This window comes from Microtetraspora sp. NBRC 16547 (genome assembly GCF_030268965.1).
Taxonomy (GTDB): domain Bacteria; phylum Actinomycetota; class Actinomycetes; order Streptosporangiales; family Streptosporangiaceae; genus Microtetraspora.
The window spans coordinates 32386-54607 of record NZ_BSSE01000011.1 but is presented as its reverse complement, the minus strand read 5'-3'; the positions used below and the strand labels follow the sequence as shown (position 1 = coordinate 54607).

18 protein-coding genes and 1 pseudogene are annotated in these 22222 nt (G+C 69.5%); 8 read left to right on the top strand and 11 right to left on the bottom strand.

Features of this window, described 5'->3' with window-relative positions:
- Nucleotides 1-11 precede the first annotated feature (11 nt).
- From QSK17_RS16775 to QSK17_RS16760, 4 genes are all read right to left on the bottom strand, one after another.
- Nucleotides 12-851: a carbohydrate ABC transporter permease gene (locus QSK17_RS16775; protein WP_285705728.1), complete on the bottom strand. Its 840-nt coding sequence runs from the start codon at nt 849-851 to the stop codon at nt 12-14.
- The gene (locus QSK17_RS16770; protein ID WP_285705727.1) at nt 848-1786 is read right to left on the bottom strand and encodes a carbohydrate ABC transporter permease; all 939 of its coding nucleotides are present in this window, start codon (nt 1784-1786) and stop codon (nt 848-850) included. The genes QSK17_RS16775 and QSK17_RS16770 overlap by 4 nt, the downstream gene beginning before the upstream one ends.
- A gap of 55 nt (nt 1787-1841) precedes the next feature.
- Nucleotides 1842-3143: an ABC transporter substrate-binding protein gene (locus QSK17_RS16765; protein ID WP_285705726.1), complete on the bottom strand. Its 1302-nt coding sequence runs from the start codon at nt 3141-3143 to the stop codon at nt 1842-1844.
- Nucleotides 3144-3249: 106 nt separating this feature from the next.
- Complete coding sequence (locus QSK17_RS16760) at nt 3250-4305, bottom strand: substrate-binding domain-containing protein (RefSeq protein WP_285705725.1); 1056 nt, start codon at nt 4303-4305, stop codon at nt 3250-3252.
- 154 nt (nt 4306-4459) lie between these two features.
- Here QSK17_RS16760 and QSK17_RS16755 point away from each other — a divergent pair, with 154 nt between their 5' ends.
- The 6 genes from QSK17_RS16755 to QSK17_RS16730 all read left to right on the top strand — a co-directional run bounded on the left by QSK17_RS16755 (nt 4460) and on the right by QSK17_RS16730 (nt 11019).
- Nucleotides 4460-6199 (top strand): DUF2264 domain-containing protein, encoded by a 1740-nt coding sequence (locus QSK17_RS16755; RefSeq protein ID WP_285705724.1) that lies wholly within the window; start codon nt 4460-4462, stop codon nt 6197-6199.
- 291 nt (nt 6200-6490) lie between these two features.
- Nucleotides 6491-7594, top strand: coding sequence for a Gfo/Idh/MocA family protein (locus QSK17_RS16750; RefSeq protein WP_285705891.1), 1104 nt, complete (start codon nt 6491-6493; stop codon nt 7592-7594).
- Entirely contained in the window at nt 7591-8754 is a 1164-nt protein-coding gene (locus QSK17_RS16745; RefSeq protein ID WP_285705723.1) for a dihydrodipicolinate synthase family protein, read from the top strand. The genes QSK17_RS16750 and QSK17_RS16745 overlap by 4 nt, the downstream gene beginning before the upstream one ends.
- Nucleotides 8751-9632: a sugar phosphate isomerase/epimerase family protein gene (locus QSK17_RS16740; protein WP_285705722.1), complete on the top strand. Its 882-nt coding sequence runs from the start codon at nt 8751-8753 to the stop codon at nt 9630-9632. The genes QSK17_RS16745 and QSK17_RS16740 overlap by 4 nt, the downstream gene beginning before the upstream one ends.
- Entirely contained in the window at nt 9632-9874 is a 243-nt protein-coding gene (locus QSK17_RS16735) for a hypothetical protein (protein WP_285705721.1), read from the top strand. The genes QSK17_RS16740 and QSK17_RS16735 overlap by 1 nt, the downstream gene beginning before the upstream one ends.
- A 68-nt stretch (nt 9875-9942) precedes the next feature.
- Nucleotides 9943-11019, top strand: coding sequence for a LacI family DNA-binding transcriptional regulator (locus tag QSK17_RS16730; RefSeq protein WP_285705720.1), 1077 nt, complete (start codon nt 9943-9945; stop codon nt 11017-11019).
- 43 nt (nt 11020-11062) lie between these two features.
- Here the strand turns inward: QSK17_RS16730 and QSK17_RS16725 are convergent, their stop codons facing one another.
- Entirely contained in the window at nt 11063-12214 is a 1152-nt protein-coding gene (locus QSK17_RS16725; RefSeq protein WP_285705718.1) for an RNA-guided endonuclease InsQ/TnpB family protein, read from the bottom strand.
- Between the two features lie 55 nt (nt 12215-12269).
- Between QSK17_RS16725 and tnpA the strand changes: the two are divergent.
- A pseudogene (gene tnpA, locus QSK17_RS16720) lies at nt 12270-12685 on the top strand (IS200/IS605 family transposase).
- A gap of 375 nt (nt 12686-13060) precedes the next feature.
- Entirely contained in the window at nt 13061-16228 is a 3168-nt protein-coding gene (locus tag QSK17_RS16715; RefSeq protein WP_285705716.1) for an AfsR/SARP family transcriptional regulator, read from the top strand.
- Here QSK17_RS16715 and QSK17_RS16710 read toward each other — a convergent pair.
- The 6 genes from QSK17_RS16710 to QSK17_RS16685 form a co-directional block, all read right to left on the bottom strand.
- Nucleotides 16222-16863 carry a 4'-phosphopantetheinyl transferase family protein gene (locus tag QSK17_RS16710; RefSeq protein ID WP_285705715.1) on the bottom strand — a complete coding sequence of 214 codons (642 nt, stop codon included), beginning with the start codon at nt 16861-16863 and terminating at the stop codon, nt 16222-16224. The genes QSK17_RS16715 and QSK17_RS16710 overlap by 7 nt on opposite strands.
- A complete protein-coding gene (locus tag QSK17_RS16705; protein WP_285705714.1) occupies nt 16856-17692 on the bottom strand; it encodes a metallophosphoesterase family protein in 837 nt (278 codons plus the stop codon). The genes QSK17_RS16710 and QSK17_RS16705 overlap by 8 nt, the downstream gene beginning before the upstream one ends.
- Nucleotides 17682-18446 carry a thioesterase II family protein gene (locus QSK17_RS16700; protein WP_285705712.1) on the bottom strand — a complete coding sequence of 255 codons (765 nt, stop codon included), beginning with the start codon at nt 18444-18446 and terminating at the stop codon, nt 17682-17684. The genes QSK17_RS16705 and QSK17_RS16700 overlap by 11 nt, the downstream gene beginning before the upstream one ends.
- A 68-nt stretch (nt 18447-18514) precedes the next feature.
- Nucleotides 18515-19750 carry a cytochrome P450 gene (locus QSK17_RS16695; protein ID WP_285705711.1) on the bottom strand — a complete coding sequence of 412 codons (1236 nt, stop codon included), beginning with the start codon at nt 19748-19750 and terminating at the stop codon, nt 18515-18517.
- A 5-nt stretch (nt 19751-19755) separates the two neighbouring features.
- On the bottom strand, nt 19756-20991 hold the full coding sequence (locus tag QSK17_RS16690) for a cytochrome P450 (protein ID WP_285705709.1): 1236 nt from the start codon (nt 20989-20991) through the stop codon (nt 19756-19758).
- Entirely contained in the window at nt 20988-22211 is a 1224-nt protein-coding gene (locus tag QSK17_RS16685) for a cytochrome P450 (protein WP_285705708.1), read from the bottom strand. Before QSK17_RS16685 ends, QSK17_RS16690 begins: the two co-directional genes overlap by 4 nt.
- Between the last annotated feature and the right edge of the window lie 11 nt (nt 22212-22222).

Here is a 22222-nt window from a genome sequence, read left to right as displayed (position 1 = left end):
CGAGTTGACAGTCACTTGACGCTGCCCGCCGTCATCCCGGCCCGCCAGAACCGCTGCAGCAACACGAACACCACCAGCAGCGGCACCACCGACAGCAGCGAGCCGGTGATCACCAGCGTGCTGTACTCGGGGAACGCGGTCACCTGGGTGTTCCAGGAGTACAGGCCCAAGCTGAGGGGGAACAGCCGCTGGTCCGACAGCATGACCAGGGGCAGGAAGAAGTTGTTCCAGATCCCGGTGAATTGGAACAGGAAGATCGTCACGTATGCGGGCAGCAGCATGGGCAGCGCCACGGACCTGAACGTGCGCACTTCGTCGGCACCGTCGGACCGGGCGGCCTCCAGCACCTCGCCGGGCACGTACCCCGCCGACAGGACCCTGGCCAGATAGACGCCGAACGGGTGCACCAGCGAGGGGATGAACACCGCCCAGAACGAGTTGACCACGCCGATCTTGGAGGCCAGCAGGTAGAGCGGCAGAGCAGTGGCGGTGGTCGGCACGAGCACGCCGAGCAGCACGAGACCGAACAGCTTCTCCTTGCCCGGCCAGTCGTACTTGTCGAAGGCGTACCCGCAAGCCACGCTGATCAGTCCACCGAGGCCGGCGCCGAGCCCTGCGTACAGCAGGCTGTTGAGGTACCAGCGGAAGAAGACGCTGTCGTTCTCGGCGGCCACGGCCGACAGGTTCGCGCCGAGATTGAGGTCGGCGAAGGCGAAGCCGGGCGTGGCGTACAGGTCGGGCAGCGACTTGGTGGCCGCGAAGAGCAGCCAGGTCAGCGGCAGCAGCATGTACGCGGTGGCGACGAGCAGGAAGGTGTTGACGGCTCCCCTGGACATCAGGCGTGACGTCACTTCTTGTTCCCCCACTTGGTGACGAAGTAGGACAGCACGCTGGCGAGCGCGGCGAGCATGATCGACGCGGCAGCGGCCTGGCCGTAGTTGTTTTTGCCGAAGGCCTCGAAGTAGGCGTACATGTTGGGCGTCCAGGTGCTGATGATGCCGTCGCTGACGCCATCCATGACCACGGGCTCGTTGAACAGCTGCAGCGAGCCGATGATCGTGAAGATCAGCGTCGTGATCACCGCGCCCCTGATCATGGGTACCTTGATGCGGAGCGCGACGTCGATCCCTCGAGCGCCGTCCATGGTGGCGGCCTCCAGCACCTCGCGCGGGATGGCCTGGAGTGCGGCGAAGTAGATGATCATGTTGTAGCCGGTCCACTCCCACACGGCGACGTTGACCACCGAGCTGACCACTCGGTCGCCGAGGAAGTCCCAGTGGATCCCCCCGTCGCGGAGCGCCGCCACGATAGGGCTGATCCCGGGCAGGTACAGGTAGAGCCAGATCAGCCCGGCGATCACACCGGGCACGACGTGCGGCATGAACAGGGCGAGCTGGAAGAACCTGCGCAGCAGAGCCGCGCCGGAGTCGAGCAGCAGGGCCAGCACGAGCGCGCCGCCGAGCATCAGCGGGATGTACAGCGCGGAGTAGCCGGCCAGGACCAGAAACCCGTCTCGGAACGCCTGGTCGGCCACTGTGTTCAGGTAGTTTTCCAGCCCGTTGAAGACGCTCTGCGCGCCGCCGAAGCCGAGCCCGGATGACTGCTCTTTGAACAGGCTGAGCCACAGGGCGTACCCGAGCGGGGCGATGACGACGGCGGCGAAGAGCACGAAGAACGGGGCAGTGAACAGCACGATCGCCCAGCGCCTTGCCCGGTGGCCGCGCAGAGGCCCGCCTCGGGCCGGGACGCGTTGCCTGGCGGCACCGTCGACGTAGGTGGCGGTCATCGTGTTTCCTCCCGTGCGCGTGCCCGCCGCTGCGCGCGGCGGGCAGGGGCCGGCGTTAGTGGGTGACGGCGAGTCCGCGACGCTTGATCTCGTTCACGGTGTCGGTTTGCACGGCCGTCAGTACGTCCGGCACGGTTGTCGAGCCCGCGGAGACCTGGCCGAGCCGATCCTTGAACGAGGTCAGCACCTGCACCATGCTCGGCCCCCAGGTCCAGCCGGGCTGAATGGTGTTGTACGACTCCGAGAACACACCGTAGATGTCCTGACCGCCGTAGAAGCCGGTGTCGAACGTCTTGGCGGCGACCGGCACCAGGTCGGCGATGGCCGGGAAGGCGCTGGAGGTTCCCGAGTTGAGACGAGCGGTCCACGCCTCGGGCGTGCCGGTGAACCATTTGGCCACCTCGACGGCGGCCTTGACGTGCTTGCTGTCCTTGCTGACGGCATAGGTGGTGCCGCCGAACATGCCGCTGGCCGGCGTGCCCCAGTTCGGGGCGGGGGCGACGGCCCACTTGCCGCTCTGCGGGGCGTTGTTACCCTTGATCATTCCGCCCGCCCAGTTGGCGCCGAGGTAACCCCACACCTGGTCCTCGGCGAGCGAGGCGATCCACTCCTGGCTCAAGGTTGGCTGGACCTTGACCAGGTCTTCCTTGATCAGGTCGTTCCAGTAGACCGCGACCTTCTTGGTGGGCTCGTCGTCGATGTTGACCTTCCACGAGCCGCCCTCGGAGTTGAACCACTTGCCGCCCGCCTGCCAGGCGTAGGCGACCAACAGGTTGGGGTCGTCGGGGTGGAAGCTGCCGATGCGCGCCTGGGGGTCGGCCTTCTTCACCTTCTCGGCGGCCTTCCTGAAGTCGTCCCAGGTCTTCGGCACCTCGATCTTGTTCTTCTCGAACAGGTCCTTGCGGTAGAAGAAGACCTGCGGCGCCGCGTCGAGTGGGATCGACCAGGTCTTGCCACCCAACTCGACCAGGCCGAAGATGCTGGCCGGGTACTTCGCCTTGATATCGGCGGTCTCGGCGGTGATGTCACGCAGCGCGCCCTGGATGACGAAGTCGGGCACCTGCGGGTACTCCACGGACATCAGATCGGGCGCGTTGCCCGCCTTCACGGCGTTGGCGAACTTGGCGTAGCCGCCCGCGTTCCCCGACGGGATCTCCTCGAACTTGACCTGGATGTCCTTGTGGCTCTTGTTGAAGGCGTCGACGACGTCCTTGGTGCCCTTCGCCCAGCCCCAGAGGACGACCTGCTCGACGCCATTGCCGCCGGAAGCCTCGCCCTGACTGCTGCTTGCGCAGGCCGACAGCAGGGCACCGACAGAAAGCAGGCTCGCCAGACCCGCGATGTGCTTTCGTTTCATCACGAAACCTCCACCTCGATCGTTAGAGCATCATTCGCTCAAATGTGGCGGAGTGTCTAGGGGCATCGATCGATTCGATCATAACGAAATGGATCCGAAACTTCGGTCAGCGCGGCGCGGCCGAGGACTCCCGCACCCGGAGCTCTGGCAGCAGCGCCAGGTGTCGCCCCGAGGTCGAAGAGCCCTGAGTCAATCGTCTGACCAGCATATTTACCGCGCAGCGTCCGACCTCCACTTTGGGCGGCGCCACGGCGGTCAGCGAGGGCGAGCAGAAACTGGCCACCTCGTCGTCGTAGGCGACCAGGGACACCTCGGCCGGGATGTCCACTCCGGCCGCGCCCAGGTTCCTGACCAGCGAGAGGGCGTCCTCGTCGTTGTGCACGATCAGGCCGGTCACACCGTCCTTGCGCACCAGTCGCAGCACGTCGGCGATGAAAAGGTCCAGAGGACGCTCGCGGTCGATGACGATCTCCGCGGGCCGGTCCATGCCCAGGGCCTGGGCGCCGGCCAGCACGCCGGCCCTGATCCTGGGCGTGGTCGGGCTGGCGTAGGCGACGAGCGCGAGCCTGCGATGGCCCAGCTCGGCCAGGTGGCGCACGCCCAGGTAGGCCCCGTGGGCGTGGTCGGAGGCGACGGCGTCGAACATCGAGGCGGGTCCGGCCAGCTCCGCGCGCCGCTCGACGAGCACCGTCGGCACGTGCAGGCCGGCCAGCCACTCGACATGTGATTCGTCCGGCTGCCGGCTGGGGGTGAGGAGCAGGCCGTCGATGCCGTCCTTGATCAGCTGACGCACTTGCGCGCGGTCCTCGTCATCCTCGTAGCGGGAGATTCCCAGCACCAGGCGGGCTCCGGCCCTGGCCGCCTGCTCCTGGGCGCCCTTGATCACGTCGGGATAGTAGTAGTGGGCCGAGGGCACCAGCATGCCGATGGTCAGCTTTGCCGTGGAGGTCGCCGGGCCCGAGATCGGGTCGGCGGCGTAGGAGGGCGGCAGGGTCACGCCGCCGTGCACCCGCATCAGCAGGCCCTGCGCGGCAAGGTGCTCGACATCTCTGCGTAGGGTGACGGCGGAGACCCCGAGTTCCTCGGCCAGGTCGGTGAGCCGCACCGACCCCCGCGCCCGGACCTGGCGGAGAATCAGACTGTGGCGGTGTTCGACAGACAAGGGGGCTCCTTCGGCCGGACATAGGTGGCTAGATCCTAACCGACACCACTTTCGTTATGAACGCTTGGCTTTCATTCGATCAACCCGTCTTGTGAGTCCGCGGCGGAGGCCGCTAAAGTCCGCGCGAACGTTTCGCCACCCCCATGGAGCCGTCGTGTTCGACCTGCCCGAAGAGGATCGCTCGCTCAGCCCGTACACCGGCTGGACGCGCCGACATTGGGAGACGGTGGCCGACGGGCTGCTCGCCGCGGTGGAGCCATACCGTTCGGCGGACGGCGCGACGATCCGGCTGCCCGGCCGGGCGAGCTGGTCGAACTGCGAGGGAATGGAGGGCTTCGCCCGCACATTCCTGATCGCAGCTTTCCGCGTGGCCGGCGGCGGGCCCGTCGAGCTCCTCGCCCCCTACCGCAGCGGCTTCGTCAACGGCCCCGGCGTGTGGCCCGCGGTGGCCGACCACTTCCAGCCGATGGTGGAATGCGCCTCGCTCGCGCTGGGGCTGTGGCTGACTCGTCGGCATCTGTGGGACGGCCTCGGCGCGGGCGAGCGCGAGCGGCTCGCGGCATATCTGGCCACGGTGTTCGACCACGAGCCCGCAGACAACAACTGGTGGCTCTTCCCGGTCACCGTCGGCGGATTCCTCGCCTCAGCCGGCCTGCACGTGGACGCCTCGCGCGCTGCGATCGCACGCGGCCTGGCCCGGATCGAGCCCTGGCACGCGGGCTCCGGCTGGTATTCCGACGGTCCCGGCCGCGCCTTCGACCACTACAACGGCTGGGCGCTGCACTTCTACCCGATCCTGTACGGGCTGCTGTCCGGCGTGCCGATGCCCGTGCATGAGGAGCGGCTGCGGGAGTTCCTCGGCAGCTTCGCGCTGACGTTCGGGGGCGATGGGCGGCCTCTCTACCAGGGGCGGTCGATGACCTACCGGTTCGCGGCGGCGGCATCGCTGATGCTGGGCGGGGTGACCGGCAGCACGCCGCTGTCGCCCGGCGCCACCCGGCGGCTGGCCTCGGGATCGCTCCGCCACGCCCTGGAGCATGGGGCGCTGTCAGACGAGAACCTGCTGACGCTCGGCTGGTACGGGCCGCACGAGGCCAGCCTGCAGCCGTACTCCGGCTCCGCGTCCCCCTACTGGGCCGCCAAGGCGTTCGCCGGACTGTTGGCGCCGGCCGACCACCCGCTGTGGACGGCCGTGGAGGAGCCCGGCCCCGAGGGCCTGGCCGTCCTGCCCGGGCCGGGGCTGCTGGTGCTGAACTCCGGCGGGGTCGCTCGCTTGGTCAACCACGGCAGCCAGGACCAGCCCGGCGACCCCCTGTATGACCGCTGTGCCTACTCCTCCCACACGGGGCCGACCGCGCCGGGCGAGATACCCGACAACCACTTCGGCCTGGTTCTCGGCGACGGGACGGTTACGGCGCGTGGCCTCATGGAGCCGCGCGGGGCGGGGTCAGTGGGTAAGATCGCCTGGACCGCCTCCTCGGCCGGCGGAGTGGAGAGCGTGACCGTGCTGCGGGGCAGGGCCGAGGTGCGCGTGCACCGGGTCGCGCCGGGCTCTAGCGTCCGCCAGAGCGGGTGGGCGCTGCCCCGCGCCACCGCTGCCATCGACGGCCTGTCGGTCTCGCTGACCTCGGCCGACGCGCCCCCCTCGCGGCTGGTCGGCCTGCATGGCTACGGCACCGCGTCGGCGCCCGAGACTACTTCGGGCACGGCCTTCGGCCACCCCGCCCTCGTGCCCGTCCTGGACGGGGTCACCGAGGACGGCTGGGCGGTGGCGCTGGCCGTTCTGGGGGAAGGCGACGGCACTGTTCCCTCAGTGGAGGTGGGCGAGCAGATAACCCTCAGGTGGCCCGATCGCACTCAACTCACACTGACCGCTCAGGGCCCCGCCATCTGAAGGCCCCCTCTCCCCGCGCAAGTGCTTGACCCGGCCATTTCGGCGTGGTTAGTCTGAAAGCGCTTACTGAAAGCGCATTCAGAGCTGATCGTCAACGTGAGCGACGAGTTCCATCAGGGCCCCCGCGGCGAGCGCACGCCGCCCGGCCCGGGTCCGGCGGCGCGGTCAGCTTCGTCCAGAAAGCCTGGCGCACGGCGGCCGTACTCGGGCGATCTTTAACCTGCAGACCTGGAAGGACATACTGTGCAGCGCACGTCAATCGGGATCGTCCTCAACGGCGTGACCGGACGCATGGGGTACCGGCAGCACCTCGTCCGTTCCCTGCTCGCCATCCGCGAGCAGGGCGGCCTGCCCGCCCGCGACGGCAGCCGCATCTGGCCCGAGCTGACCCTGGTCGGCCGCAACGAGTCCAAGCTCGCCGAGATCGCCGCCCGTCACGGGCTGACGTCGTACACGACGGATCTGGAGGCCGCGCTCGCCGACGAGTCCAACCAGATCTATTTCGACGCCCAGGTGACCTCCGAGCGCGAGAAGGCCATCCGGGCGGCGATCGGGGCCGGCAAGCACGTTTACACCGAAAAGCCCCTCGCCGAGGGTCTGGCCGGTTCTCTGGAACTCGCCCGGCTCGCCGCCGCCAAGGGGGTGAAGAACGGCGTGGTGCAGGACAAGCTGTTCCTCCCCGGCCTGCGCAAACTCAAGCGGCTGGTCGACAGCGGGTTCTTCGGCCGGATCCTGTCGGTGCGCGGCGAGTTCGGCTACTGGGTGTTCGAGGGCGACTGGCAGCCCGCCCAACGGCCGAGCTGGAACTACCGCGCCGAGGACGGAGGCGGGATCGTCATCGACATGTTCCCGCACTGGCACTACGTGCTGGAACAGATCTTCGCTCCGGTGACGGCCGTGACCGCGCACGTCGCCACCCACATCCCTGAGCGCGTCGACGAGAACGGTCAGACCTACCGGGCGACCGCCGACGACGCCGCGTACGGGATCTTCGAGCTCGCCGGCGGCATCAGCGCCCAGATCAACTCCTCCTGGGCGGTGCGGGTGTACCGCGACGAGCTGGTCGAGTTCCAGGTCGACGGCACGCACGGCAGTGCCGTCGCGGGTTTGCGCAACTGCCGCATCCAGCACCGCGGCGCGACGCCGATGCCGGTGTGGAACCCCGACCTGCCGGTTACCGAGGACTTCCGGTCGCAGTGGCAGACGGTCCCGGACAACGAGCTCTTCGACAACGGCTTCAAGGTCCAGTGGGAGGCGTTTCTGCGGCACGTCGTCGACGACGAACCGTTCCCGTGGGATTTCCTGGCCGGCGCGCGCGGTGTGCAGCTGGCCGAGGCCGGCCTGCAGTCGGCGCGTGAGGGACGGCGGATCGAAATCGAGGAGATCGTGCTGTGACCGCGAGGATCCTTCTGCCGGGTGCGGACGGCACGACCGAGCGGCTGACGCTGCGGGAGCCGGTGGGCTGGCAGCGCCCGGCCGCGCCGGCGACCAGCCGGATCGCGTACGCAGCCGCGCACGTGGTCGCCGACCCGTACGCTGACAACGCCCCTGGCCGGCCCGCGACCCTGGACTGGGACGCCACCATGGCGGTGCGGCGCAACCTCTGGTCCTGGGGACTCGGTGTCGCCGAGGCGATGGACACCGCTCAGCGCGGGATGGGGCTCGACTGGGCCGCCACCCGTGAGCTGATCCGGCGCAGCGCCGCCGAGGCAGCCGCCTGCGGCGGGCGCATCGTCGCCGGTGCGGCGACCGACCAGGCGCCCGCCGTGCTGAACAGCCTGGACGAGGTCATCGCCGCGTACACCGAGCAGGTCGCATACGTCCAGTCCTGCGGAGCCACCGCGGTCGTCATGGCCAGCCGGCAGCTCGTGGCCCTGGCCACCGGCCCCGACGACTACCTGCACGTCTACGACCGGGTCCTCTCGCAGACCGGCGCGCCGGTCCTGTTGCACTGGCTCGGCGACATGTTCGACCCGGCGCTCGCCGGCTACTGGGGCTCGCAGGAACTCGACACGGCGACGAAGACATTCGTGTCGTTGGTGCATGCCCACGCCGACGTCATCGACGGCGTGAAGGTGTCGCTGCTCGACGCGGACCGAGAAATCGGACTGCGCGAGTCGCTGCCGGCGACGGTACGCGTCTACACCGGCGACGACTACAACTACCCGCAGCTCATCCAGGGCGACGGGCGGCACTACAGCCACGCGCTGCTCGGCGCCTTCGCGACCATCGCCCCGGCGGCGTCGGCGGCGCTGCACCGCCTCGACGCCGGTGACGAGGCGGGATTTCTGGAGATCCTGGATCCCACAGTCCCGCTGTCGCGGCACGTCTTCGCCCCGCCGACTCAGTACTACAAGACCGGCATCGCGTTCCTGTCCTGGCTCAACGGTCTCCAGCCCGGGTTCACGATGGTCGGCGGCCTGCACAGCGGGCGGGGTGTGCCCCACCTGGTGCAGCTGTTCCGCCTCGCCGACGCCGCCGGGCTGCTGCTCGACCCCGACCTGGCTGCCGCGCGCATGACGGGGTACCTGTCGGTCGCCGGGGTGATCGCGTGACGGCCCGGCAGCCGGCGCAGCCGGTGAACGGCGCCGGCGTGCCGGCTGGCGACCCACGCCTGGCGAAGCTGTCGCTCAACCAGCGGACCACCAAATCGTGGTCGGTGCGGGAGGCCGTCGAGGGCTGCGTACGTGCCGGTATCTCGGCGATCGGGCTGTGGCGCGAGCCGGTGGCCGAGATCGGGGTGGCGGCCGCCGCGAAGATCGTCACCGACGCTGGAATGCGCGTGTCGTCGCTGTGTCGCGGCGGCTTCCTCACCACCGCCGGTGACGAAGGCCGCGCCGCGCTGGACGACAACCGGCGTGCCATCGACGAGGCGGCCGGCCTCGGCACGGACTGCCTGGTCATGGTCGTAGGTGGCCTGCCCCCCGGCTCCCGTGACCTGCGCGGCGCGCGGCGACGCATGGCCGAGGCGGTGGCCGAGCTGGCCCCGTACGCCGGCGAACGCGGGGTGCGCCTGGCCCTGGAGCCGTTGCACCCGATGTACTGCGCGGACAGGGCCGTCCTGTCGACCCTGGGTCAGGCGCTCGACCTCGCCGAGCAGTTCCCGGTCGAGCAGGTCGGGGTCGTCGTCGACACGTTCCATGTCTGGTGGGACCCCGACGTGTGGACGCAGATCGCGCGGGCTGGCGCCCGTATCGCGAGCTTCCAGGTCTGCGACTTCCTCACTCCGCTCCCGGCCGACGTGCTGCTCGGCCGCGGCATGATGGGCGATGGCCACATCGAGTTCCCGCCGTTTCGGCGAGCGGTCGCTCAGGCCGGGTACACCGGCGATACCGAGGTCGAGATTTTCAACGCGCAGGTGTGGGCGACCGACCCCGGCCAGGTGCTGGCCACCATGAAGGAGCGGTACATCCGGTTGGTACTGGAGGGCTGATGCGGGTCGTCGTCGCGCCCAACTCGTTCAAGGGCAGCCTGGCGGCCGGTGACGCCGCCCGCGGCGCGGCGCTGGTCGATCTGGCCCACATCGACACCGACGACCTGCTTCCCCCGCCGCCGGTGTCGGAGGCGGTCTTCCTCGTCGACCTCGCCGGGTCGGTCACGGGCGCGCTGAACGACCCGACGACGTGGCTGATCGAGGCCGGCGGCGTCATGGCGCAGCGACTGGCCCGCCGGTGAAATGGGAGCGCTCAGGAAAACGTTTCCATACCCTATGCATGGCTTGCGTCACTGACAATAGTGCGCGAATGATCGATGTCCCCGAGGAGTTACGGATGCCCAAGCCCGGCCCGCGGCTGCGCCTGGCCGACGTTGCCGAACGCGCCGGCGTCTCGCTTGCGACCGCCTCTCGCGTCCTTTCCGGTCGCGGTGGCGTCAGTGAAGAGTTGGCCGGCCGGGTGCGGCAGGTGTCGCATGAGCTCGGGTACGTCGCGAACCCGTACGCGCGCACGCTCGCCGGTGGGACGAGTCCCACGGTGGGGCTGATCGTTCACCAGGTGGACGACCCCTACTTCTCGGAGATCGCCGGTGGCGTCATCGAGGTCGCCGCTGAGAAGGGGCTGCTCGTGCAGATCTCCCACTCCGGCCGCGACCCCGACTACGAGCTCCGTCAACTTCGGCACCTCATCGCGCAGCGGGTGGGGATCATCTTGATCGCCGGGTCCGGCTACGACGATCCGCGCGTGGAGGCAGAGGCGCGGACCGAGCTTTCGGCGTTCCAGAGCCTCGGCGGCCGGGTCGCCGTCATCGGGCGTCACACACTCGGCGTCGACGCGGTCCTGCCCGACAACGAGGCCGGTGGTCGCGCGGTCACCGCGCATCTGCTGGAACTCGGACATCGACGGATCGCGGTCGCCGCGGGCACCCCGGGACTCACCACGGTGACCGACCGGCTCGCTGGCGTGTCGTCTGCTCTACGCCAGCACGGGCTCTCGCTCGACGACCTCCCCGTCGTCCACTCCGACTTCACCCGTGACGGCGGTCGGGTGACGGCCGAACAGATCCTTGGCGACCACCCGGAGACGACCGCGATCATCGCGCTGAACGATGCGATGGCGATCGGTGTGCTGTCGGTGCTACGAGCCCACCGCATTCCGGTGCCCGAGCGGATGTCGGTCGTCGGCTTCGACGATGTGTCCGTGGCCGCCGACCTCGCACCCAGCCTCACCACCATCCGCCTGCCGATGACCGACATGGGCCGTATGGCTCTCACGCTCGCGCTCAGGCCCCCGTCGACGCGTCCCCGGCGTCGTTCGACGGGCCACACGCTGGTAGTGCGCGACTCGTCGGGCCCCGCTCCACGACTGTCAGCTTCTCGGCCCTGAAGGGCCAAGCTTGCAGCTCCTCGCCGTACCTGGCAGGTACGGGTCAGGCCGCGTCGTCGGCAGCGTGACTCACTGCCCAGCCCGTGACACCGCGCGAGGCGATGTTGCGGGCCGCGTTGACGTCGGCGTGCTCAGCGAAGCCGCACGACGTACAGGAGAAGGTTGCCTGGCCCGGCCGGTTGGCCTTGTCCACATGCCCGCAGGCCGAGCAGGTCTGGGAGGTGTAGGCCGGATCCACGTGGATCACGGCGACCCCGCGCCGGGCCGCCTTGTAGACGATGAAGCTCCCCAACTGGTGGAAACTCCAGGAGTGCAACGTGACCCGCTGGGGCTTGCGGAGCCGTACCCGGTCACGGATCCCGCCCAGGTCTTCCAGAGCGATGCCGCGTCCGGTGCGTTCTGCCTCGGTCACGATGCGTTTGGCGATGCGGTGATTGGTGTCGGCGGCGAACCGCGCCTCCTTGCGGCGGCGCTTCTTCAGCAGCCGTTTGGCGGACCTGGTGGCCTTGGCCTGCAAACGGCGGCGCAACTCCCGATTGCGGTGGCGCACCGCGTTCAGACCCTTACCGCAGTGGCGGGCGCCGTCACTGGTGGTGGCAATGTTGGCAATGCCCAGATCCACCCCCACAAACCCGTCCGGTTCGGCGACCGGAACATCAGGGATCTCACAGGTCGCATACAGAAACCACATGCCATCCCGGCAGACCAGGTCGGACTCGCCCTTCCGGCACAAGGCGAGCATCTTGAGCTGGTCGGCCGACCCCGTGAACGCGACATTCTTCACCCGGCCAGCCGTGGTCCAGATCGACACCGTGTGGGCGGTGTGATCCCAGGACAGGCAGCGGTCATCGAACGGCTGCGCCGCATCAGCGCGGAAGACGATCGGTTTACTCCCGGCCCGCGCACGGCGCGCAGAGCCTTCCGATCCCAGGTTCCCGGCCCGGATGTTGGCCTTCAGCGTGGTGTAGGCGTCGGCGACCTTCTTGATCACATGCTGGGCGGCCTGCGCCCCCAACCCCCGTGCTTTCACCTCGCGATAGGCGTGCTTGCGCAACGCGTACTCACGCCGGTCCCCGGTCGTGAACGCCGTCACCGAGGCGAAGTTCGCCGCATCGTTGCAGGCGCGCAAGGTCGCCTCCAGAGCCGCCGCCTGCTCAGGCGTCGGCCGCAGCCTCACCTGCACCACCAGCTTCACATCGAACACATTATCGGCTGGCTCATGTCGCCGTGATGGAAACCCGAATCCAGATATCCGCAGACGTCGCAGTGTGGTCTACAGCCTCCACGCGCATTCGGTCTTCCCCACCACGTACCGGCGTGGTGCGTTCACGGGCGAACTCCTGTCACGCTGCGAGGAGATCATGATCGAGGTGTGCGACAGTTTCGGAGCGGAACTGGTCGAGTTCAACGGCGACAGCGACCACGTGCATCTGCTGGTCCACTATCCGCCCAAGGTGGCTCTGTCCGCCCTGGTCAACTCCCTCAAGGGCGTCTCGGCACGCCTGCTGAGCAAGGAGTTCCCCAGCCACGTCCGCAAGTATCTGTGGGGCGAGCACTTCTGGTCTCCGTCCTACTTCGCCGGCGTTCCCGCCGAGACGGCAGACTCAGTCGGCTGCCGCTGTCGATCATCAGGAAGTACATCGAGAACCAGAAACGCCCGGACTAGCGTCCTGGCGGGGAGAGGGAAGCGATTCCTCCCGGGCGTGAACGCCCGGGGTTCCTCGCTAAATCACGCTGAACCCGATGGGAGCAGCTCACTCAGATCGAGAGCGGCCACAAGGCCGGGCAAGAACGGTGATCCGTGTGATCTTAATGATCACTAGGATCGCCGAGTGATCATCATACGACGCCCGGCCGCGGCCTTGCTCGGGACGCTGGCCGCAAGCCGCATGACCTGCGCGGATGACATTATCGGCAGGCGCAGAGTCCTGTCCCGCTGAGTGATCCCGGTCACGGGCCTCGCCCAAGCCTTGCCGGGCATACGCCGTTAGTACATACCGGCCACCGCCGTCAGCGAAGCCCCATTGGCATCATGGGGATCATGTGGACGAGCTCCTCCAACTCCTTGAAAACCGGAAATCTTCGGTATCGGCTGCTCGGTTCGGTCGCCCTGTGCGACGGGAGTCGACTCAAAGGCAAGCATCGGCGCACAGTGCTGGCCGCGCTCCTGCTCGACGCCAACCACGTGGTCTCCGATGACTACTTGATCGACGTGCTATGGGGTGACGTCCCTCCCTCCAGCGCACGAGGGCAGCTGCAAGTGCGCATCTGGGAATTACGCAAGCTGCTGGGCCGTGCGGTCATCGTCCGCAAGTCGCCCGGATATCTCATCGAGGTCCAGCCAGGCGAGCTCGACCTAGAGGTCTTCGACAACATGGTCACCGAAGCCAGGCGAGAGCTCACTGCCGGCAGGGCCGCCGAAGGCGTCGACGGTCTCCGGGCGGCCTTGGAGCTGTGGCATGGGGCGCCGCTCGGCGGGGTGACCGACGCGCTCGGCCGTGCCCGCCTGGCGCTGGACGAACTGCGCATGACGACGCTGGAGGAGTTGTACGCGGCGGAGCTGAGCCTGGACCGCCACTTCGAGGTGCTCCATGAGCTGAGTGAGCTGTGCCGCGAATATCCGTTCCGCGAACGACTGCAGGCCGTCAACATGCGCGCGCTCCGGCAAGCCAACCGGCTCCCCGAAGCACTCGCCGTCTACGAGGAGATCCGCCGCCGTCTGGACTCCGAGCTGGGCATCGAGCCGGGGCCTGAGCTGCAGCAGGTCTACCTCGACCTCGTCACCGACCAGGAGGAGGGCACCGACCCCGCCGAACCGATGCACACCGCGGCGGTCGCGCGGCCCGCCGAGCTCCCGTACGCCGTGCCGAGGTTCGCGGGCCGGCTCAGCGAGCTCAAGCTGCTCGACGCGAGCCTGCCGGACGAGCGGGCGAACGGGACGGCGCCGGAGATCTGGGTCGTCCACGGCACCGCCGGAGTGGGCAAGACGGCGATGGTCGTGCACTGGGCCTGGCGGGTCCGCCACCGGTTCCCCGACGGCCAGTTGTACCTGGACCTGCGGGGCTTCGACCACGACAACGAACCGCTGACGCCGAGCCTGGCGCTCGGCCGGTTACTGCGTTCGCTGGGCACGGATCCGCAGCGCATCCCCACGGCGGTCAACGCCCAGGCGGGACTCTTTCGATCACTGCTCGCCGACCGGCGGGCCCTGCTGGTGCTCGACAACGTGCGCGACTCCGCTCAGGTGCTTCCCCTGCTGCCGCCGACCGGGATGGTGCTGGTGACCAGCCGGCACCGGCTCACCGAGCTCGTCGTCAGGGTCGGCGCGCGCTCGCTCTCCCTCGCCCCCTTGGCCCCGGAGGACTCCCTGGCGCTGCTGACCGCGACACTGGGCTCCGACCAGGTGTCCGCGGAGCGGGACGCGGCTCATGAGCTCGCCCGGCTGTGCGGCCATCTTCCGATCGCCCTCAGGATCGCGGCGGCGAACCTCCTGTCCCAGCCGGCGCCGAAGATCGCCGACCTCGTCGCGACCCTGAGCACGGGAAGCCGGTTGGAGGAGCTGACCATCGACGGTGCCGAGCTCGGCGCCGTGACTCGCGCGTTCGACGCCTCCTACCGAGCGCTGCCGCCGCAGTCGCGGCGGATCTTCCGGCTGCTGGCGCTCCTTCCCGGTGCCGACTTCACGCCGGACGCCGCGGCGGCGGCCACCGGTCTGGCCGGGGAGGCCGCGGCGCGGGCGCTCGCCGCGCTGACCGCGGTGAACCTGCTGGAGCGGCACGCTCCTGGCCGGTTCCGTTTCCATGACCTCGTCCGGGAGTACGCGTACGGGAGAGCGCTCGCGGAGGAGACCGGGGCAGCACGCGACGAAGCCTGGCTCCGCGTGGTCGAGTTCTTCATCGCCACCTGCGAGGCGGCCGCGGAGCAGTTCGGGCCCATGCCGCTGCGGCTGCCCCGGGAGAGACAGGTCGCGGGGCCGGGAACGCGGTTCACGGACGTGCGTTCGGCCGTCGCGTGGCTGGGCGGCGAGTACGGCAACCTCGTCGCGACGTTGCGCCTCGCCATCGCGCAGGGTCCCTTCCCCGAAGCCTGGTACCTGGCGGACGCCGTCCGCATCCTCACTCATGCCGCGGGGATGTGGGCGCCATGGCTGAACATCGCCGACGACATTCTCGAAGCGGCGCGGAGAAGCGCCGAGCCGAGACTCGCCGCTCTGATCATGCAGAGCATCGGCGTGGCGAACGTCTATGTGGGGACGAGCGATCAGGCGATCAGCAGCCTCCGGGCCGCGGTCGACGCCCACAGCGGCTCCGGCTGGACGGCCGCGCTGGCCGCCGCGGTCAACGCGCTGGGGGTCGCGTTGCAGGGGGCGGGACGGGTCAACGAAGCGATCGAGCACTACCGGTCGGCGGTCCTTCTCCACCGGACGCTGGGCAACCGGATCGGCGAGATGATGGCACTGGGGAACCTGGGCTACGCCTACCGCCAGGTCGGGCGGCTGGGCGAGGCGATCGAGGTGCTGGAGAGCTCCCTCGCGCTGGCGACGGCGGAGGACTCGCGCTCCGGCATGGTGGCGGCCCTGGTCACCCTCGGGTTCGCCCGGCAGCTGCAGGGCAGGACGTCCACGGCACTCGAATGCCTCTCCCGGGCACGCGACATCTCCCGTGAGCAGTACGCGCTCTATGGTGAGTCGTTCGCATTGAGCGGGATGAGCCTCGTCCTCAGTGATCTGGGCGAGTATCGGCAGGGCCGGGACGACGCACTGGCCTCTCTGGAACTCGCCCGCCGCGCCCAGCACAGCGAGACCGAAATGGCCGCGCTCAACGCCCTGGGCCGGGCGGAGACCGGGCTCGGTCTCGCCGACCAGGCACGGGATCACCTGGAGGAGGCCGTCGCCATCGCCCGCCGGGTCAAGTCGCCCTGGGGGCTGGCCGAGGCGATGGCCGGGTTGTGCGCCCTGCACGGCAGCACCGGCGCCTTCGACGCGGCGATCGCCGCAGGAGCGGAGGCTCTGTCCATGGCACGGACGAACGGGCTGCGCCCGCTGGAAGCGCGTTCGTCGCTCGAACTGGGACTGGCCCACCTCGCGACGGGCGATGCCGGCCAAGCCAAGGAACAGATCGGCCACGCACTCGTCCTGGCCCAGGAGCACGGATTCCGCGGCGTCGAGACAAGGGCTCGCGCGTTGCTCGACGACATCGTGAATCAGTGACCGGGGACCGTGACGGCGGTCATCAGCAGCCCGTCGGCGACGAGCCAGCGGCCGGTGAAGCCGCGCAACTCGGCCTCGCCAACGTGCGGCCCCGGCACGAGCAGACGCGCGGTGAACCCTCCGTCGGGGTCGATGCCGATGCGCGCGTCGGCGAAGTCGAGCCGGCGCCGGGCCAGCGGGAACCACGCCTTGTAGACGCTCTCCTTGGCGCTGAACAGCAGGCGGTCCCACGGCTGTCCGCCACCGAGACGCGTCAGCATGTCGCGTTCCCCGGGCAGGGAGATCGTCTCGAGGATGCCGTCGGGCAAGGGTAGGGCCGGTTCCGCGTCGATGCCGATGCTCAGCACGTCCACCGATACGGCCGCCGCCCGGTACCCCGCGCAGTGGGTGATGGATCCCACGACGCCGGGCGGCCAGACCGGGGCACCGCGCTCGCCCTTCAGGATGGGGGCGGGCGGGAAGCCGAGAAGGGCGAGGGCGGCGCGGGCGCAGTGCCGGCCTGTGGTGAACTCGCGGCGGCGCTTGTCCACGGCGTGGGTGACGAGCGCCGTCTCCTCGGCGAAGAGCACGGCCTCGGGCTCGTCGCCGAAGGCCTCCCTGAAGACGACCCGGTCAGGCAGAATCGTGTCAATCATGGCTGGGCAGAATCCTTCGTAGTCGGCCGGGCGTGGTGCCACGCCTCTCCCACTCACGCGGGTAGCCCAGCGAGACCTCTTCGAAGCGGACACCGTCGTGCCAGGTGGTGCGCGGAATGTGGAGATGGCCGTAGACGACCGCGGCGGCCTGGAACCGCAGGTGCCAGTCGGCGGTGCTCTCGGTGCCGCACCACAGGGCGAACCCGGGATAGCGCAGGATCCGCGTCGGCTCGCGTACCAGCGGGTAGTGGTTGACCAGCACGGTCGGCAGGCCGTCCGGCCGGTCCTCCAGCCGCTTCTCGGTCTCCTTCAACCGGGCGTGGCACCAGGCCTCACGGGTCGGATACGGGTCCGGGTGCAGGAGCATCTCGTCGGTGCACACCACTCCGGTCTCGTACGCCAGCGCGAGTGCCTCCGCCGAGCTCGGCACACCCTCGGGAAGGAAGGTGTAGTCGTACAGGAGGAAGAGCGGCGCGACGGCGACGGGACCGCCCGGGCCGTCCCAGACCGGATAGGGGTCTTCGGGCGTCAGCACTCCGAGCGAACGGCAGATCTCCACGAGCGCCTCATAGCGTGCCACGCCCCGGTGCGTCGCGTTGTCCGTGGGATGCGTCCACAGTTCGTGGTTCCCCGGCGCCCACACGACCGTGGAGAAGCGGCCGCTGAGCAGGCGCATCGCCCAGGCGAAATCGTCGAGGAGCTCGGCGACGTCGCCCGCGACGAGTAGCCAGTCGCCGGGTGAGGAGGGTCGCAGGCCCTCGACGACCTCTTTGTTCCTGCTGTGGCTCACATGCAGGTCACTGATCGCGAGGAGAGCTCTACCCGGCAAGGGAGGCTCCGGACATCACCTGCCGGATGGCGTCGATGAGCTTGGGCGCCTGGTCATTCAGGTAGAAGTGGCCGCCGGGGTAGGTGGAGAGGGTGAAGGCGGCAGAGGTGTGCTCCCTCCACGCTTCGGCCTCCTCCAGGGTGACCCTCGGGTCCGCCAGGCCGACGTGCGCGTGAATGGGCGCCCGCAGCGCGGGTCCTGGCTGGTACCGGTAGGTCTCGATGGCCTTGTAGTCACTGCGGATCGCGGGAAGGATCATCTGGAGCATCTCGTCGTCACCGAGTATCTGGGCGTCGGTTCCCGCCAGTCTCTTCAGTTCGGCGAGCAGCCCGGCCTTGCCCAGTTGGTGGACGGATTCGTCGCGGTGCCGGGATGGGGCGCGCCTGCCGGACACGAACAGCGCGGTGACCGCCTGCCCGCGCTCTTCTGCGCGGCGGGCGACCTCGTAGGCCAGCGTGGCGCCCATGCTGTGGCCGAACAGCGCGAACGGCCGGTCCAGCCAGGGGAGCAACGCCTCGTACACCGCGTCGGCCAGGCCGGGGATGTTGTCGATCGGCGTTTCCTTGCGGCGATCCTGACGTCCGGGGTACTGCACGGCGAGCACGTCCGACTCAGGGGAGAGCGCCCGGGAGACCGGGAGGTAGAAGCTCGCGGACCCGCCCGCGTGGGGCAGGCAGACGAGCCGGTAGGCCGCGTCGGCGGCCGGCTGGAATCTGCGGACCCACAGCCCCGTGCCGTCGGTGTTCGCAGTCACATCGCATCCTTTCGATCGGTTCGCCGGGTCCCGGCGGCGCCGCCGGGACCCCTGCAGGAGGCCGGCCGTCACCAGGTGACCGGCAACTCCGCGACGCGGTAGACGCCCAGGCCGCCGGGCGGGACCTCCTCCGCGGGAACGGCCAGCCGCAGCTTGGGCAGGCGTGTGAACAGCGTGGAGAACACCACTTCCAGGGCGGTCGTCGCGAGGTTCATCGCGACACACTGGTGGGCGCCGTGGCCGAACGTGAGGTGCGTCTTGTGCTCGCGCCGCAGGTCCAGCACGTGCGGCTCAGGGAAGGCGGCCGGGTCGCGGTTCACCGCGGGGGTAGCCAGGATGACTCCCTCGCCCGCCCGGATCGTCTCGCCGCCGACCTCGATGTCCTCGGCGGCGATCCGGGAGATGATGTCGCCCGCCGAGATGTAGCGCAGCAGCTCCTCCACCGCGCGCGGCGCCGCGCCTTGCGGGTCGTCGCGCAGGAGGTCGGCCTGCCCCGGTTCTGAGAGGACCGCGAACATGCCGAGGGAGATCATCGTCATGGTCGACTCGTTGCCCGAGACCGTGACGAGCATGGCCGTGTTGAGCATCTGCTGGAGGCTGATCTCGTCCGGACGCTCGTCGGCGCTGGTCACCATGTGGGTGGCCAGGTCGTCCCCCGGCTCGGCCCGCTTGCGCTCGAACAGCTCGGTGTAGAAGCCGCTCAGCGTGTAGATCGCCGGGATCATCATGTCGGGGCGGGTGGCCAGGTACTGGACGTGCTCGGTGTAGACCGGGCGGTCCTCGGCCGAGATACCGAACAGCTCCGCCATCATCAGGGAGGGGAACGGCACGGCGAACGCCGACACCAGATCGGCGCCAGACCCGTCGGACAGCATCCCGTCGATCAGCTCATCGACGATGCGTTGGAACTTCGGCCGCATGGCCTGCGCCCGGCCCCTGGTGAAGCTCGGGATCACCAGGCGCCGCTGCGCGTTGTGCTCCGGGTCGTCCAGCTGCGCGAACGTCAGCGCGTCGCCCTCGGGCACGGGCTGCGGCATCCCCGTGCCCGGCATGATCTTGGCGCTGTTCGGGAAGTCCGGGTGGGCCCGGTCGGCCGACAGCCGCGGATCCGCCAGCAGGGCGCGGGCCTCGGCGTACCCAGTGACGACCCAGGCGCGCTTGCCGTCCACGAGCTTCACCCGTGACAGCGGCGACTGGCGGTGCAACTCGGCATACCCGGCAGGCGGCTGGTACGGGCAGGCGCCGCGCGCCAGCGGGAATGCGGGCAGCTCACTGTCCGTCGGGGTCTCGACAGTTTCGGTCATGCCGGTTATCTCCGATTCTCGGTGGTGTGCTCCGGGGCGCTGACGACCAGCGGGACCCGTTCGGGGGTGAAGAGCAGATGGGATTCCTGGTACTCCACGACCTGGCCCGGCTCGATCCGCCAATCCGGCAGCCGGTCGAGCAGGACGGTGAGTGCGCCGGCGAGTTCGACGCGCGCGAGCATCGCGCCCAGGCAGAAGTGGATGCCGTGCCCGAACGTCAGGTGGCGGTTCGGGGTGCGGCGGATGTCGAAGACGTCCGGCTCGGTGAACACCTTCTCGTCGTAATTCGCCGAGAGCATCCACGGCACGACGACGCTGCCCGCGGGGATCGGATGCCCGGCGATCTCGGTGTCGGTCGTGGTGTAGCGCTGGAGCCGGGTGGAGGGCGGGCGGCAGCGCAGCACCTCCTCGATCGCGCCGGGGAGGAGCGCGCGGTCCGCCCGCACTTCCGCGGCCACCTCCGGGTGCTCGGCCAGCAGCAGGACGGCGTGGCCGAGCACCGCCGCGGTGGTGAGGTGCCCGGCCTGCAGGATCTGCACGGCCAGGCTCGCCACCTCCGGCTCGGTCAGGCTCTGCCCGTCCAGCTCCGCGTGCAGCAGGTCGGAGATCAGCCCGGGGGCGGGCTCGGCCCGCCGCCTCGCGCAGAGCTGCAGCAGGTAACCGATCAGCTCCAGGAAGGGGCCGCCCAGCCCGCTCGCCGCCGCCTCCCGCACGGCCGCCTCGTCGGTGAGGTCCGGGGGGTCGATCGCCATGATCTGCTCGACCAGCGCCCGGAACGCGCCAGCCTCGTCGGCCGGGATGCCGAACAGCTCGGCGATCATGGTGGCGGGCACCTCGACCGAGAAGTGCTCCACCAGGTCGAACCGGCCCGCCGGGGCCCGGTCCAGCAGAGCCCCGGCGATCTCGGCCACCCGCGGGGCCAGGTCGCGCATCTTCTTCGGCGTGAACGCCTGCGCCGCCAGCCGCCGCAGCTTGCCGTGCCGTGGCGGGTCGGCGACGAGCATCATGCCCTCGGTCATGTTGGGCACGTCAGGGGGCAGCACCCGTGACGGATTGCTGGAGAACGTCGCCGGATCCTTGGTGACGCGCTCGACATCGGCGTAGGAGAAGACGTGGTGGTTGCCGGACGCGTCGACGTGCACGCCGCCCGCCTGCCGCATCCGCCGCAGCCAGGCGAGCTGGTCGCCGAGGCCGTACCGGGCCGAGGGGATTGCGTCCTCGGTGAGGGACGGTCCGGTCACGCCCGCCGCACCCGCACCGGAACGCTCTTGGGCGTGAACAGCTCGCTCTCGTAGAACTCGATCGGCCCGTCGGCGACGACCTCGATGGAGCTGTAACGCCGCAGCAGCGCCTCCAGCCCGACCTTCGCCTCGGTCTTCGCCAGCGCGGCGCCGAAGCAGTAGTGGATGCCGTGGCCGAAAGTTAGGCCGCGGAACGTACCCCGGTCGATGTCGAAGACGTCGGGGTCGGCGAACGCCTTCTCGTCGTGGTTCGCCGAGAGCAGCCAGAGGAAGACCATGCTTTTGGGCGGGATGGTCACCCCGCCGAGCTCTGTCTCGGCCGTGGTGAACCGCTGCAGCCGCGGCACCGCCGGGTAGTAACGCAGCATCTCGTCCACCGCGGCCGGGATCAGCTGCGGGTCGGCCCGCAGCCGCGCCTCCAGCTCCGGGTCGCCCGCGAGCGTCAGCACGGAGTTGGCCAGCAGCGACGCCGAGGTGATGTGCCCGGCCTGCAGGAGCTGGATGGCGAGGTTGACTGCCTCGTGGTCGGCGAGCCGTTCGCCGTCCACCTCGGCCCGCAGCAGGTCGGCGATGAATCCGTCGCTGTCCGCGTTCGCGCGCACCTGCGCGCACAGGCCCGCCATGTACTGCTGCATCTGGACGAGGGGACCGAACTGGGCGGCCGCGATGGCGCTGTCCATCTCCTCGGCGTCGTTCGGGTTCGGCACGCTCAGGGCCAGCAGCTGCTCCGTCCACTCCAGGAACCGCGGCAGGTCGGCCTTCGGGACGCCGAGCAGCTCGGAGACCACGACCAGCGGCAGGTACTGCGAGAACGTCGTGACGAAGTCGAACTCATCACCCGGCGCCGCGTCCAGCAGGTCCTCGGCGATCTGGCCGATGCGCTCGGTGAGGTCCTTGACGCGGCGCGGGGTGAAGGCCGCGCTGGCGATCCGGCGCACCTTGGTGTGCGTCGGCGGGTCCATCACCGCGAGCATCCCGGACGACAGCTCCGCCGCTGCCATGGGCATCACGTACGACGGGTCGCTGGAGAACACGCCGGGCTCGGACAGCGCCTGCTGCACCTCGGCGTAGCCGAAGACGTGGTGGATGCCGAACGGGTCGAGGAACACGGGGTGCTCGGACCGCATCCTGGCGAGCCACGGCAGCAGCTCCGACAGTCCCGTGCGGGTGGACGGGGGCAGCAACGCCGGGTCGATCCCCGGCATGGAGAACTCTGTCATGTTCACTCCTT

Coding starts and splice junctions, on each gene's coding strand:
- QSK17_RS16770 (WP_285705727.1), bottom strand. CDS start 1,786: ATGACCGCCACCTACGTCGACGGTGCCGCCAGGCAACGCGTCCCGGCC.
- QSK17_RS16765 (WP_285705726.1), bottom strand. CDS start 3,143: ATGAAACGAAAGCACATCGCGGGTCTGGCGAGCCTGCTTTCTGTCGGT.
- QSK17_RS16750 (WP_285705891.1), top strand. CDS start 6,491: ATGGGGTACCGGCAGCACCTCGTCCGTTCCCTGCTCGCCATCCGCGAG.
- QSK17_RS16735 (WP_285705721.1), top strand. CDS start 9,632: ATGCGGGTCGTCGTCGCGCCCAACTCGTTCAAGGGCAGCCTGGCGGCC.
- QSK17_RS16730 (WP_285705720.1), top strand. CDS start 9,943: ATGATCGATGTCCCCGAGGAGTTACGGATGCCCAAGCCCGGCCCGCGG.
- QSK17_RS16715 (WP_285705716.1), top strand. CDS start 13,061: ATGTGGACGAGCTCCTCCAACTCCTTGAAAACCGGAAATCTTCGGTAT.
- QSK17_RS16710 (WP_285705715.1), bottom strand. CDS start 16,863: ATGATTGACACGATTCTGCCTGACCGGGTCGTCTTCAGGGAGGCCTTC.
- QSK17_RS16695 (WP_285705711.1), bottom strand. CDS start 19,750: ATGACCGAAACTGTCGAGACCCCGACGGACAGTGAGCTGCCCGCATTC.
- QSK17_RS16685 (WP_285705708.1), bottom strand. CDS start 22,211: ATGACAGAGTTCTCCATGCCGGGGATCGACCCGGCGTTGCTGCCCCCG.